This is a genomic window from Thermoanaerobacterales bacterium (assembly GCA_030019475.1).
In the GTDB taxonomy this organism is placed as follows: Bacteria; Bacillota; Desulfotomaculia; order Desulfotomaculales; family JASEER01; genus JASEER01.
Map to the genome: position 1 here is coordinate 1 of JASEER010000020.1, position 13,040 is coordinate 13,040.

Genomic DNA, 13,040 nt, shown 5'->3' on the forward strand with positions numbered 1-13,040 from the left:
GTCGCAATTCTGGCTTATGGAGTTGCAGGGTCTGGGTCAGTTCACTGTTCGGGCCGGCCCAAAGGCGCATAAGCATTGCCGCCAGGGGGATGTTTGGTCCGCTGACCTGCGGCGGGCGGTAGGGGCCGGGGAGTTTGACAAAGGGCTCGGCCATCCAGGACACGCGGTAGCGGATCTGTTCCGCTTCCGGGATTTCCGGGGACGGGTTTTCGGGAGCTTCCTTCGTGGACATGCCGGACACTCCTTTCTTTTCGGTTACTACAGTCCATCATATGGTGCGGATACCGAAAAGTGCCTGGCGATGGCGGCTTGAAGCGGCGTTGACCGGAACATGACCCAGGGCGCGCGTTTGGACACACCAAAAAGGCCTCCCGCAGCCGGGAAGCCTTGATTTTCCTGGTGCCGAAGGGGGGAGTCGAACCCCCACGGGTGGTTAGCCCAACGGATTTTGAGTCCGCCGCGTCTGCCAATTCCGCCACTTCGGCGTGGATAGCGCAAAAAAATTATAGCATAGCGGAGCCGGGAGAACAAGGGGCCGGCACGCCGTCACGGCTTTCGCCCCTTCCGGGAGAGCGCTTCCTGGTTACACCCCCGCTTTTTCGGGTTTGTTGGTTGTCAGGGATACCTGTAGCAGGTAGAATACCGCATAAGGCCATTGACAGCCAGGTTTCGTGCGAGGAGGGCGTATATGTTGAAGCAAAAGGTGGAGGAAGTCCTGCAGCAGGTGCGACCGTATCTCCAGCGTGACGGCGGGGACGTGGAACTGGTCGATGTCGTTGACGGTGTGGTCAAGGTTCGCCTGAAAGGAGCCTGCAGCGGCTGAGGAATGGCCACCTGGACCTTGCGCCAGGGTATTGAGCGGTCGCTCAAACAAGCTATTCCAGAGGTTAAGGCAGTGGTACAGGTTTAGAGGATTCTAAGAGAAGGCTCCGTATCAGCGTACGGAGCCTTCCGCTCCGGGGACTGCGACATTGCTTGACACGGGATGGATAAGTCTATAAAATATCTTTGGGAGAAAATAGAATTGGCATCAAGACCATTGGTGGTTTTTAATAGATCAAAACCCAATATGGGCCGTGAGAGGATTCACTGAGTCCTCTTGTTCTGGATGTCAATTCTTTTTCGACCGAGGCTGCCTCGGTTTTTTTATTATTTGTTTGCCGCAGGATGTAGAAAGGAGGTGAACCATGGAAAACAGTACGGTTATTTTGATTGCCCTGGTTACGGCGCTGGTGGCCTTTGGTTTGGGTTACCTGAGCCGGCGGGCGCTGTCGGAGGCCAAAATCGGCGCGGCCGAGGAGAAGGCGCGACAAATACTGGAGGATGCGGCCCGCGAGGCCGAGGGGAAGAAACGTGAAGCTCTCGTGGAAGCCAAGGAAGAGGTTCTCCGCTTCCGGAACGAGGTCGAACGCGAACATCGTGAACGCCGCTCCGAATTACAGCGCCTCGAACGCCGTCTTCTGCAAAAGGAGGAAACCCTGGATCGCAAGATCGAGGGGTTAGAGAAAAAAGAAGAGAACTTGAACCGCAAGGAGACGGAACTGGCGGCCAAGAAGGATGAACTCCAGGCTCTGTACCAGAAGCAGGTCCAGGAGCTGGAGCGCATATCCGGGCTTACGACCGAGGAGGCACGGGCCATTCTCCTGCGCGACGTGGAGCAGGAAATGCAGCATGAGACGGCGCTCCTGATCAAGGAACTGGAACAAAAAGCGCGGGACGAAGCGGAACGGCGCGCGCGGGACATTATTTCCCTTGCCATCCAGCGTTGTGCCGCCGATCACGTGGCCGAGTCGACGGTAGCCGTAATCTCGTTGCCCAACGACGAAATGAAGGGTCGGATTATCGGGCGGGAGGGCCGAAACATCCGGGCGTTTGAAACCCTCACCGGAGTGGACCTGATTATTGATGATACGCCGGAAGCGGTAATCCTTTCCGGGTTTGATCCCATCCGAAGGGAAACCGCGCGCATGGCCCTGGAGCGGTTGATCGCGGACGGCCGCATTCACCCCGCCCGCATTGAGGAGATGGTGGAGAAGGCCCGCAAGGAGATGGACGTGCAGATCCGGGAGGCCGGCGAACAGGCCGCTTTCGAGGTCAATGTCCACGGGCTGCACCCCGACGTCGTCAGACTGCTGGGGCGGCTGAAGTACCGTACCAGTTACGGTCAAAATGTCTTGAAGCATTCGGTGGAAGTGGCACATCTAGCCGGCCTTATGGCCGCCGAGCTGGGTGCCGATGAAAAACTCGCCAAACGAGCGGGGTTGCTGCACGACATCGGCAAGTCGGTGGACCACGAGGTTGAGGGACCGCACGTGGCCATCGGCGTAGACCTGGCACGCAAGTACCAGGAGAGCCCCGAGGTGGTGCATGCCATCGCCGCGCACCATGGCGACGAGGAACCTCAAACGGTGGAAGCGGTTCTCGTTCAGGCGGCAGACGCCATTTCGGCCGCCCGTCCGGGAGCACGCCGTGAGACTCTTGAGGCCTATATTAAGCGACTCACGAAGCTAGAGGAAATTGCCAACTCTTTCCCAGGAGTGGATAAGGCCTATGCTATCCAGGCCGGGCGCGAAATCCGCATCATGGTCAAGCCCGACAAGGTCGATGACCTCGGAGCGGTACGCCTGGTCCGGGACATTGCTCGCAAGGTGGAAAATGAACTCGAATACCCGGGCCAGATCAAGGTCGTCATTATTAGGGAGACCCGGGTTGTCGAGTACGCCAAATAGAGTACCGGGGAGCGGATGGTGACCGTGGTGCGTTTGCTGGTCATTGGGGATGTGGTAGGTCGTCCCGGACGCCGTGCGGTTCGGGAATGGCTGCCCGGCCTCAAGGCCGATCACGGAATTGACCTCGTGATTGCCAACGGGGAGAACGTCGCCGGTGGCAACGGCATAACCCGGGAAACGGCGCAGGAACTTTTTGCTTGTGGCGTGGATGTCCTGACGATGGGTAACCACGTCTGGGACAAGAGAGAAGTTCTCGGTTTCATTGACCGGGAGCCGCGGATTGTGCGTCCGGCGAACTACCCGCCGGGGACTCCCGGCTTGCCCTTCGGCATCTACCCGACTGTTCGCGGCCCGAAGGTTGCCATCGGCAACCTGTCGGGCCGTGTTTTTATGCCTGCCCTGGATTGTCCTTTCCGCAGGGCTGATGAAATAGTTGATGAGATGCGCCGCATTACAAAGCTGGTGGTGATTGACTTCCATGCTGAGGCCACGTCGGAAAAGGTGGCCCTGGGCTGGCACCTGGACGGGCGGGTTACCGCGGTCCTTGGGACCCACACCCACGTCCAGACCGCCGACGAGCGCATTTTGCCCGGTGGAACGGCCTATATCACCGATCTGGGGATGACAGGACCGAGGGACTCGGTCATCGGCGTAAAAAGGGAGATCGTGATCGAGAAATTCGTGCGCCAGCTTCCCCAGAAGTTTGAGACGGCCACCGGCCCCCGCCAGTTTAATGCCGTGGTTATCACTGCCGAAGATGAAAGCGGCAAAGCGCTCGGAATTACGAGGATCAACCTGTGGGAAGAATATTAAGAGGGTTGAATGGTATCGGCAGTTCTTTTAAAATTTTCCATCCGTGGCAAAGGAATTTTGTGACTCCCGGCGAAATAGGAATGGCAACAGATTGCATCAGACATTGATCGCTGCTCAAAGGGAGGTCACAGGGATGGACGTCTTAAAGGTTTCAGCAAAGTCTAACCCTAACTCCGTGGCCGGTGCTCTGGCGGGGGTGCTGCGGGAGAGGGGCAGCGCCGAGCTACAGGCCATCGGGGCCGGTGCTATTAATCAGGCTGTAAAGGCTATAGCGATTGCCAGAGGGTTTGTGGCACCGAGCGGAATGGACCTGATCTGTATTCCCGCGTTCACGGACATAATGATTGATGGAGAGGAAAGGACGGCTATCAAGCTCATTGTTGAACCGCGGTGATGATTGTTGACGCCCATTGCGATACCCTGACCCGGCTGCTTGAAAGGGAATGCTCCTTCGCCGAGGATATCCCTGACGGTCACCTTGATCTCTCGCGCCTTCTTAAAGGGGGGATCAAGGTGCAGTTTTTTGCGGCCTTCGTGCACCCCCGTTTTCGGCACCGGGGCATGGCCCGCACCCTGGCTCTTCTCGATGCCTTTCACCGCCTGGTTCTTCCTTCCCCGGAGATATCCTTAACCACCAATGCCGCCGAAATCCAGGCCGCCATCGGGGCGGGTAAGGTGGCGGGCATTATCAGCGTCGAAGGCGGCGAAGCCCTGGAAGGGGACCTGGTCAATTTGCGTACCCTTTACCGGCTGGGGGTCCGCGCCCTGACCCTCACCTGGAATGCCAGGAACGATCTGGCCGACGGTGTCGGAGAAGGGGACCGGGCAGGCGGCCTTTCACGCTTCGGTCTTTCGGTAATCGAGGCGATGAACGACCTGGGGATGCTGATCGATGTCAGCCACCTGGCCGAGCCCGGGTTCTGGGATGTGCTCCGCGAGTCCCGGGTCCCGGTAACGGCATCCCACGCCAACTGCCGCGCCCTTTGTGACCACCCCCGGAACCTGACGGACGAACAGATCCGCGCCCTGGCCGATAGAGGGGGTGTCGTCGGGATCACCTTCGTTCCCGACTTCGTGGACCGTCAAGCCCCGGACTTAGACCGGCTCGTGGACCACATCGTTCACGTCCTGCGGGTGGGCGGAGAGGAGTGCCCCGGCCTGGGGTCTGACTTCGACGGTTTTGACGGTTCTTTAGCGGGCCTCCCGGACGCTTCGGCCCTCGGGCGTATTCCGGAGGCGCTGGTGGCCCGCGGTTTGACCCCGGCCGTGGTTGACAAGGTGCTGGGCGGGAATTTTATGCACCTTATTGGCGATGTGTTGCGCTAAAGGATGATTGCGTGTTAGCCGACCTGCATGTTCATACCACCGCCTCCGACGGGAGCGAGTCCCCCGCCGGCGTAGTGCGGCGGGCCTTGGTCCTTGGATTGGGGGCCATCGCGATTACCGACCACGATACCGTCGCCGGTTTGCAGGAGGCCCGGGAGGCCGCGGCCGGATCACCCCTTGTTGTGGTGCCCGGAGTGGAAATCAATACTGATTACAGCGGGCGCGAGGTGCATGTCCTGGGCTATTATCCGAGGCTTGAGCCGCAGTTCATTGCACTTCTGAAAGACAGGGCGGAGGCACGGGTCCGGCGGGTCATCCGGATGGTGGAAAAACTCAACGCTTTAGGGATCGCGATCCGTGTTTCCGACGTCATGGCCCGGGCCGGCCAGGGGAGCGTCGGCCGGCCGCACGTAGCCGCGGCCCTGGTGGCTGCGGGAGCGGTGGCCGACATGCGGGAGGCCTTTGACCGCTTTATCGGGCGAGGGGGGCCGGCCTATGTGCCCCGTGCAAGACTGCACCCCGCCGAAGCGGTCCAATCGATTGCCCGGGTTGGAGGTGTACCGGTGCTCGCCCATCCTGGGACGATCGGGGATGACCGTATCCTACCGGAACTCCTTGCCGCTGGGTTGGCCGGGGTTGAGGCCTATCACCCCGAACACGACGAGGATAGAACCAAACATTACCTGGCGCTGGCAGAGCGATACGGTCTGGTGGTCACCGGTGGGTCTGATTTCCATGGGGAAGGGTACCATGCGGCCCTGGGGGAGGTCTCGGTTCCCTACGCCGCCGTCCAGGCCCTGCGCAGGCTACGGAGGGTCTAAATTTGCCCCTCCTGGCATAAACTATAAACCAAAGCTAGACTTCTGGAGGGACGTGAATGCAGAGGGACGTTCGCGACCTCGAGCGCCGGGTTCAGGAACTGGAGGATAAGTTGCTCCAGCTGCGGCTAAGCCGCCGGGTACTGATGCACTTGTTGGAGCGCATGGAGCAGGAAAAGACGGTCTTTGTGCAACGGCTGGAAAGGGAAAACAAACGGCTGCACCGTACCAATCTACAATTCGCCCAGAACCTTTTACAGAAGAACCGACAGATCATCGAACTGGAAAGCAAACTAAGGGTTTACACGGGGCGGGAATCGGGGGGTTGAACCCATTATCCACATAAATATGCACAGCCTGGGAATATTGGAAATAGGTGCCTGGTGAAAGATGGGAGGCGAAAGACGGTCTCCTTTTTTTTGACCTCCCCGTATGTTATAATCAGAAGCCAGGAACGATGGGGGAAACTCTCGAGAACTGGATAAAGGGTTTTCCCTGACAGGGAGAGAGGTTGCCCGTGCGCATAGCCGTCATCGACGGACAGGGCGGGGGGATCGGTAAGCATATTACTGAGAAGCTCCGGAAGTGTCTGCCCGAAGACCTTGAGATCCTGGCCTTGGGGACGAATGCCCTCGCGACGTCGGTGATGTTGAAGGCGGGTGCTAATGACGGCGCGAGCGGGGAAAATGCCGTCGTCTACAACGTGGGCCGTGTGGATGCGATTGTCGGGCCCGTAAGTATTGTCTTGCCAAACGCTATGCTTGGCGAAGTCACGCCCCGTATGGCGGAAGCGATCGTTGCCAGCCCCGCGCCGAAAATCCTCGTTCCGCTGGTACGCGGCGGAATTGAACTGGTAGGGGTGCGCGCCGAACCGTTACCCCACCTCGTTGATGAATTGGTTCAAAAGCTCAAGAGGTTTGCCGGATAGGCCCACACTGTCCCCCAGCCGAACCGGCTGGGGTATTATTTTTTACGGGGGAGAAGGGAATGGGCTGCCGGATTTATTTGGTGCGGCATGGGGAGACCCTGTGGAATCACGCTATGCGTTACCAAGGGCACGCCGACATTCCGTTAAACGAAAAAGGCTACACCCAGGCCCGGGCGGTGGCCCGGAGACTGTCGTCGGAGCGGATCGATGCCGTTTACAGCAGCGACCTGCAGCGTGCCAGGGTGACGGCTGAGGCTATCGCTGCCGTGCACGGATTGCCCGTCCAGATCGACAGGTCTTTGAGGGAAATCAACTTCGGGGCTTGGGAAGGCCTGACGCGCGATGAGATCAGGTTACGTTTCCCGGATGTGTCCCGGGAATGGTGGTCGAATCCGGTGGGGACACGCCTTCCGGGAGGGGAGACGCTGGCCGAGGTCGCGGACCGGGCCGTAAGCTACCTGTTGGGAACGGCCCGGAGGCATCCGGGCGGGACGGTGGTAGTGGCTTCCCACGGCGGGACTATTCGGGCCGTCATTGGGAGACTGATCCGCATGGATCTGAACGAGTACTGGCGCCTGCGGCAGGATAATGCCGCGCTGAACCTGCTGGAGGTCCAGGATGGTGATCGTGCGGTTCTCCTTCTCTTCAACGATACCAGCCACCTTTTAGCTTCCACATAATGGCATGTAGGTTATTGACATTATCTCAGTTATGGCTTACAATAAACTTAATTAAATATTGACCTAACGCTTAATTCTCCGGTGTGGGAAACGGGGGAACCAACTTTTGGGGTGAGTCCCGGCTTGAAGGCGCCGGGTAGGGTTATCTTTCAATCCGAACCCGTCAGCTAACCTCGTAAGCGTAGAAAGAAAAACAAGCAGGCGGCTCTTGCCGCATCCTTGGCTAAGATTCTGCGCGCTCCGGAGAAGGACGATCCTCTCCGGAGTGTTCGTTTCCGGGGGGACACAAAGCCCGCGAAAAGGAGATGATCACATGGCAACTTACCGTATCGGTTCGCAGGGGTTACCCCCGGAGGAAAAGCGAAAAGTCGCTCTGGGCCGGGCCCGTGAACTCAAGGCCCGTATCGCCGACTATCTGGCCGTTCGGGATAGCGTGCCTACGGGCTTCAGTTGGGCCGAATGCATTACGGCCGAAAAAGAACGACTGATGAGAATCCTGGGGGCCACGAATGAGGAGTGGGCGGATTGGCACTGGCAAATGAAAAACCGCCTGCATACCGTGGACGCTTTGGCTCTTGCGACCGGCGTGCCCGTGACCGATCTCGCTGAAATTGAGAAGGTCGGTGCGCAATACCGTTGGTCGGTCTCACCCTACTATGCAACCCTTGTCGCCGCCGCGGGGCCGGGCAGTCCCGTCTGGCGTCAGGCCATTCCGTCCATCGAGGAACTGCGTGATACGGGGGGAAAGCTTGATCCAATGGGTGAGGAGTTCACATCTCCGGTGCCCGGCATTACCCGCCGTTACCCTGACCGTTTAATCATCAACGTCACCAATATGTGTGCAATGTACTGCCGCCATTGCCAGAGGCGCCGAAATATCGGCGAGGTCGACCGTCACAAGCCACGGGCGGTGATCGAGGCGGCCCTGGAGTATATTCGGCAGAACCCTGAAATCCGGGACGTGCTGGTCACCGGCGGCGACGCCCTGTTGCTTTCAGACCGCCAACTGGATTGGCTTTTAGGGGAACTGCACGCCATTCCTCATGTTGAAATCAAGCGCCTGGGGACAAGGACCATTGTCACCATGCCGCAGCGCATCACCGACGATCTGTGCGCCGTCCTGGCCCAATACCCGCCGATTTACATCAACACCCAGTTCAATCACCCTCTGGAGGTTACTGAAGACGCCGCCCGCGCATGTGACCGGTTGATCAAGGCGGGGGTGGTATTGGGCAACCAGGCGGTCTTGCTTAAGAATGTTAACAACGACCCCTTTGTCATGCGGAAACTGAACCAGGAGCTGCTCCGCATCCGTGTCCGGCCCTATTACATTTTTCACGCCAAACAGGTCAGAGGCACCCGGCACTTTATTACTTCCGTGGACGAGGGACTGAAGATTATGGATCAGTTGCGGGGTTACACCTCCGGGTTGGCGGTCCCGACCTATATTATCAATGCCCCTGACGGTTACGGTAAAACGCCGGTGACCCCGACCTATATCCTTGAACGCGGGCCGGGCAAGGTGACTTTGCGCACGTGGGAGAACCGCATAATTACCTACCCTAACCGGGACGGTGGTTAAAGCCGAATACACCCCGGCCGGGTTCTGCGGCATTGCAGGCCCCGGCCTTTTTCGGTCTTCAGGCCAGGACACCTATGGAGCGGGGGCCGGTTATAGCGGCCTGAACGGTTCCTGAAATCATTAACGGCAGGATGGTAAGGGCGGCGATGTTCAGTACCGGCTGCGGGTGTTGACGGTGGTTCTCCTGCGTGAGATATTGGCTGCGGAGATTTGAGGCCCGGGAATTAAAAGAAACTTCGGAGGAGAAGCATAACAGTATCACCGGGTAGGAGGAAAAGCCGTGGCGGATAAAGAGACTTGGAGCAGGGTGCCGTGGAGTTCCCAGGCGAGTTTAAAACTGAAAACGGATGAGGTCGGCATAGACTTTGATGCCTTTATTGAAGGGTTAAGGGGAAACCGTAGCGACGGGGATATGGCAAAGCAGTTTAATGTTCCTGTTGCAGTAATCAGTAACTTGCGGGAACAGTTTATACGCTTCGGGGTGGATTCGGTACAAGGCCGGGACTGACATAAAAAAGGCCGGAAAATCCGGCCTATCGCGAACCTGACCTATCCTAAGCCCGGCCCTGCATATACTGTTCCGCGAAGGCGACCATTTTGCGTACCATGTTGCCGCCGAGTTTCCCGCCGAGGCGGCCTCCGACGGCGCCGCAGGCGGCCGAGGACAGCTCTCCCCAGTAACCGTCACGAATCTGGGCTCCGAGACCCAACTCCTCGGCCACCTCGTATTTCATTCGGTCCAGCACCTGGCGATAGTTTTCAGGGGTCAGGCTGGGTACCGGGGGCGCAGGGCCGGTTAATTCCCCGGCCATCTCGTAGGCCAGCTTATCGGAGAAGGGAAACCCCAACTCGCCGGCTACTTCGAATTTTAACCGGTCCAGGGCAGCCTTGGCACCGGCCACCAGGTTTTCATTACGGGCCAATTGAATCCCCCCTTGGACCAACGTTATTTAATTAACTGTTCATAGTGTTTCCATTCCGGGTTAAACGATGCCCGGATTTTTTGTACTATTCTAAGAATTTTTAGTACCGGTAATTGCGGTTGGCACCTGTTAAGCGCTATGCTATAATTTCTGCATTATCGGAAAAGGGGTGGCACGAGCGAGATGGATGACGCCAAGTTCGCCGGCGAAGGGCTGACATTCGACGACGTCTTACTGGTGCCTGCGGCTTCCGAAGTCTTGCCGCGGGATGTGGAGACAAACACCAGGCTGACCCGCGAAATTGGACTGAACATTCCCATTATGAGCGCGGGAATGGACACCGTCACGGAGGCACGCATGGCCATCGCTATGGCCCGCGAGGGCGGCATCGGGGTGATCCACAAAAACATGTCTGTCGAAAAACAGGCCCTCGAGGTGGACAAGGTCAAGCGCTCGGAGCACGGCGTAATTACCGACCCGATTTACCTAGCGCCGGACAATTCGATTCGCGAGGCTACCATGCTGATGGAGCGTTACCGTATATCGGGCGTACCGATTACGGAGAACGGCCGGTTGGTGGGAATTATCACCAACCGCGATATTCGCTTTGAGACCAACTTTGACCAGCCTATCGGCAATGTTATGACGAAGGAAAATCTGATTACGGCACCCGTGGGAACTACCCTGGAAGAAGCAAAGGGGATCCTGCGGCGGTACAAGATCGAGAAGCTGCCCCTCGTCGATCAGGAATTCCGACTTCGCGGCCTGATCACCATCAAGGATATCGAAAAGGCGCATAAGTATCCGAACGCGGCCAAGGACCGCCACGGGCGGCTGCGGGTCGCCGCCGCCGTCGGCGTCGCCCAGGACTTCATGATCCGGGTGGACGCCCTGGTCCGGGCCCAGACGGACGTCATTGTTATGGATACCGCCCACGGCCATTCATTGCGAGTCCTGCAAGCGTTGCGGGCCATCAAACGCAAGTATCCGGAAGTGGCGGTTATCGCCGGAAACGTAGCGACCGCGGCGGCTACACGGGACCTTATCGCGGCGGGGGCCGACGCCGTCAAGGTCGGGATCGGGCCCGGGTCGATTTGCACCACCCGGGTTATCGCCGGGATCGGCGTTCCACAGATCACGGCCATCTATGACTGCCACCGTGCGGCCCGCGAACACGGCGTTCCGATCATTGCCGACGGGGGGATCAAATACTCGGGCGATGTTGTGAAGGCCATCGCCGCCGGGGCCGACGTGGTGATGCTGGGAAGTCTTCTGGCCGGAACCGATGAAAGCCCCGGGGAGATCGAGATCTATCAGGGCCGGAGCTATAAGGTATACCGGGGGATGGGTTCCCTGGGGGCCATGAAGGAAGGCAGCGGTGACCGCTACTTCCAGGAAAACGCAGGTGCCAAGCTGGTGCCGGAAGGTGTCGAGGGCCGCGTACCCCACCGTGGATCGGTGTCCGAAACGATCTTCCAGTTGATCGGCGGCCTGCGGGCCGGCATGGGCTACTGCGGGGTGGCCAGTATCGAAGAACTAAAGACCAAGACGAGGTTTATCCGTATCACATCCGCGGGCCTGCGGGAAAGCCATCCGCACGATGTGCTGATCACCAAGGAGGCACCAAACTACAGCCTCCGCTAAGTACTGATAATCATCTCCCTCTGGAACCTCCCTTCGGGGAGGTTTTTCGCGTCTGTAGAAGGATGTAAGAAAACAACGGTAAAAAACCGGCTGATCTTCGCAGGAAAAGAGAAGGCAGAGGCGAACTGTTTTACTAGAAATTGGAAGATATAGTAATCAAAGGGGGTAAGGAACCGGCGTGGATGGCAATCTCCACTCCCTGACGGATGTGTTAAAGCGAACCCTATTTTTCTTCGATGCCCTTTCAACCCGAGACCTGGCGCCATATGTACGCCGAAAAATGCTGCAGGACTATTCATTGACCGAGGTGGAAGAAAAGGTGGATCTCTGCCTGAAGCAACATTCCTGCTTCGTTCAGCAGGCGGACAGGCTCTGGCGCCTGGATCTGGGCGGTAACCGGGAAAACGACCACTTTTACCACCTTTTGCTGAAACGGCAGGAACCTCTCAGCCTCTGGGACGTTCTCAAGTCCAGTCAGTCAAAAAAGAAGAAACTGCGGCGTATGATCGCCGAGGAGGCCAACTTCATCTCTGACGGGCGGTTTGTCCAACTGACCAACGGGACATGGGGGCTGACCGAATGGGAACTGGACGCCGGCCAATACCCGTTGAAGCATCTGGTCATCAAGGCCTTTCGCCTGCACCCGGGCGGCCTGTCGCTGCCTCAGGTGGTCAGCGTGGTTAACAACTGGCGGGAGGTCGCCGAAAACAGCATATCCGCCATCCTTTGTAAGTTCCCGTATTTTGAGCGCCAGGGGGAAAACGTTTGGGTATATAACCAGGTAGCACACAAGGTTTATGAAGAGGTTACGAGAAAATACCTGAACATCCTGCGCGAACAATGGCAGAAGAAGCTGGCCTCGTTGAAGCGCGAGTTGGAAGAGGTGAGCGCCGCCCAGCGCGAAGCGGCCGCCGCCCTGGCAGCCCAAGTCATAGCACGCGAACAGAACGAACAGATGGTGGCGCAGCTTTCCGAGAAAGACCTGCTCCTTTCACTGCGAAAAAAAGAAATCCTCTATTACCAGGAACAAGTGCGCAGACTGGAGGCCAAGGCGGCGGCCATCCTGCACCAGTGCCGCCTGTGGGTGGCCCGTGCCCGTAACACCCAGGAAGACCTGTCCCGGGTGCGGGAGGCGTTGTCCGACGCTCAGGCGAGCCTGGAGGGGATGTTCACCAAACTGCAACAATACAAAGAGAAATACCGTGAATCAAAGGCCCGTCTGGCCGAACTGAAGGAGGACATGGCCGGGCGGGTGGCCGCCTTGCAGGGCGAAATCATTGACTTGAAGGAAAGAACGGAAAAGGCGCGGGAAACCGCCCGCCGCCGGGAACGGCACCTGGAGGAAGAGATTGAACGGCTTCAAGCCGACCTGAAGAACGCTCTTGAGGCCGGCGAAGACCTGCAACGTTCGATCAAGTTCATGCAACAGGAGATGAGCCGGACCAGGGATGCCTACCGGCTCCTTGAACGAAACCTTTCGCATCCGCTGGTGCGGCTTGCCCTCCGCTTGAGCCGGGCATTGTCCTGGGAGCGGGGCCGCCGCCGGAGGGCCTGAAGGCCGGGCTGTAAACAAGATTGTCAGCGGCGTGGTTATGTG

At 58.4% G+C, this 13,040-nt stretch carries 15 protein-coding genes, 1 tRNA gene and 1 riboswitch; of the genes, 13 read left to right on the forward strand and 3 right to left on the reverse strand.

The window, feature by feature from the left end; all coding sequences use genetic code 11:
- Together QMC81_06715 and QMC81_06720 are read right to left on the reverse strand one after the other, a co-directional pair.
- A partial coding sequence (locus QMC81_06715; protein MDI6907160.1) for a hypothetical protein occupies nt 1–232 on the reverse strand: 232 nt, incomplete at its 3' end.
- A 165-nt stretch (nt 233–397) separates the two neighbouring features.
- Nucleotides 398–485 (reverse strand) — tRNA-Leu (locus QMC81_06720).
- 206 nt (nt 486–691) lie between these two features.
- On the opposite strand from QMC81_06720, the gene QMC81_06725 reads away from it, so the two are divergent.
- The 11 genes from QMC81_06725 (at nt 692) to QMC81_06775 (ending at nt 9,384) form a co-directional block, all read left to right on the forward strand.
- Nucleotides 692–910, forward strand: a complete 219-nt coding sequence (locus QMC81_06725; GenBank protein MDI6907161.1) for a NifU family protein — start codon at nt 692–694, stop codon at nt 908–910.
- A gap of 277 nt (nt 911–1,187) precedes the next feature.
- Entirely contained in the window at nt 1,188–2,729 is a 1,542-nt protein-coding gene (gene rny, locus QMC81_06730) for a ribonuclease Y (protein MDI6907162.1), read from the forward strand.
- A 27-nt stretch (nt 2,730–2,756) separates the two neighbouring features.
- Nucleotides 2,757–3,542 (forward strand): TIGR00282 family metallophosphoesterase, encoded by a 786-nt coding sequence (locus QMC81_06735; protein MDI6907163.1) that lies wholly within the window; start codon nt 2,757–2,759, stop codon nt 3,540–3,542.
- Between the two features lie 133 nt (nt 3,543–3,675).
- Nucleotides 3,676–3,936, forward strand: a complete 261-nt coding sequence (locus tag QMC81_06740) for a stage V sporulation protein S (protein MDI6907164.1) — start codon at nt 3,676–3,678, stop codon at nt 3,934–3,936.
- A complete protein-coding gene (locus QMC81_06745; protein MDI6907165.1) occupies nt 3,936–4,868 on the forward strand; it encodes a dipeptidase in 933 nt (310 codons plus the stop codon). Before QMC81_06740 ends, QMC81_06745 begins: the two co-directional genes overlap by 1 nt.
- Before the next feature lie 11 nt (nt 4,869–4,879).
- Nucleotides 4,880–5,689 (forward strand): PHP domain-containing protein, encoded by an 810-nt coding sequence (locus QMC81_06750; GenBank protein ID MDI6907166.1) that lies wholly within the window; start codon nt 4,880–4,882, stop codon nt 5,687–5,689.
- 56 nt (nt 5,690–5,745) lie between these two features.
- Nucleotides 5,746–6,015, forward strand: coding sequence for a translation initiation factor 2 (locus tag QMC81_06755; GenBank protein MDI6907167.1), 270 nt, complete (start codon nt 5,746–5,748; stop codon nt 6,013–6,015).
- Between the two features lie 188 nt (nt 6,016–6,203).
- The gene (locus QMC81_06760; protein ID MDI6907168.1) at nt 6,204–6,614 is read left to right on the forward strand and encodes a DUF3842 family protein; all 411 of its coding nucleotides are present in this window, start codon (nt 6,204–6,206) and stop codon (nt 6,612–6,614) included.
- Nucleotides 6,615–6,673: 59 nt separating this feature from the next.
- Nucleotides 6,674–7,294 carry an alpha-ribazole phosphatase gene (cobC, locus tag QMC81_06765; GenBank protein ID MDI6907169.1) on the forward strand — a complete coding sequence of 207 codons (621 nt, stop codon included), beginning with the start codon at nt 6,674–6,676 and terminating at the stop codon, nt 7,292–7,294.
- Between the two features lie 57 nt (nt 7,295–7,351).
- A riboswitch (cyclic di-AMP (ydaO/yuaA leader) is annotated at nt 7,352–7,491 on the forward strand.
- A 116-nt stretch (nt 7,492–7,607) separates the two neighbouring features.
- A complete protein-coding gene (gene eam, locus QMC81_06770) occupies nt 7,608–8,876 on the forward strand; it encodes a glutamate 2,3-aminomutase (GenBank protein MDI6907170.1) in 1,269 nt (422 codons plus the stop codon).
- Nucleotides 8,877–9,156: 280 nt separating this feature from the next.
- Nucleotides 9,157–9,384 (forward strand): helix-turn-helix domain-containing protein, encoded by a 228-nt coding sequence (locus QMC81_06775; GenBank protein MDI6907171.1) that lies wholly within the window; start codon nt 9,157–9,159, stop codon nt 9,382–9,384.
- A 46-nt stretch (nt 9,385–9,430) separates the two neighbouring features.
- Here QMC81_06775 and QMC81_06780 read toward each other — a convergent pair whose 3' ends face one another.
- On the reverse strand, nt 9,431–9,799 hold the full coding sequence (locus tag QMC81_06780; protein ID MDI6907172.1) for an alpha/beta-type small acid-soluble spore protein: 369 nt from the start codon (nt 9,797–9,799) through the stop codon (nt 9,431–9,433).
- Nucleotides 9,800–9,982: 183 nt separating this feature from the next.
- Between QMC81_06780 and guaB the strand changes: the two genes are divergently transcribed.
- Both guaB and QMC81_06790 read left to right on the forward strand, forming a co-directional pair.
- The gene (gene guaB / locus QMC81_06785; GenBank protein MDI6907173.1) at nt 9,983–11,443 is read left to right on the forward strand and encodes an IMP dehydrogenase; all 1,461 of its coding nucleotides are present in this window, start codon (nt 9,983–9,985) and stop codon (nt 11,441–11,443) included.
- Nucleotides 11,444–11,741: 298 nt separating this feature from the next.
- Nucleotides 11,742–12,998, forward strand: coding sequence for a hypothetical protein (locus QMC81_06790; GenBank protein MDI6907174.1), 1,257 nt, complete (start codon nt 11,742–11,744; stop codon nt 12,996–12,998).
- Nucleotides 12,999–13,040 lie beyond the last annotated feature (42 nt).

Bases quoted from the DNA above. Each gene is read 5' to 3' on its own strand.
- eam (MDI6907170.1), top strand. From the start codon at position 7,608: ATGGCAACTTACCGTATCGGTTCGCAGGGGTTACCCCCGGAGGAAAAG.
- rny (MDI6907162.1), top strand. From the start codon at position 1,188: ATGGAAAACAGTACGGTTATTTTGATTGCCCTGGTTACGGCGCTGGTG.
- guaB (MDI6907173.1), top strand. From the start codon at position 9,983: ATGGATGACGCCAAGTTCGCCGGCGAAGGGCTGACATTCGACGACGTC.
- QMC81_06745 (MDI6907165.1), top strand. From the start codon at position 3,936: ATGATTGTTGACGCCCATTGCGATACCCTGACCCGGCTGCTTGAAAGG.
- cobC (MDI6907169.1), top strand. From the start codon at position 6,674: ATGGGCTGCCGGATTTATTTGGTGCGGCATGGGGAGACCCTGTGGAAT.
- QMC81_06755 (MDI6907167.1), top strand. From the start codon at position 5,746: ATGCAGAGGGACGTTCGCGACCTCGAGCGCCGGGTTCAGGAACTGGAG.
- QMC81_06740 (MDI6907164.1), top strand. From the start codon at position 3,676: ATGGACGTCTTAAAGGTTTCAGCAAAGTCTAACCCTAACTCCGTGGCC.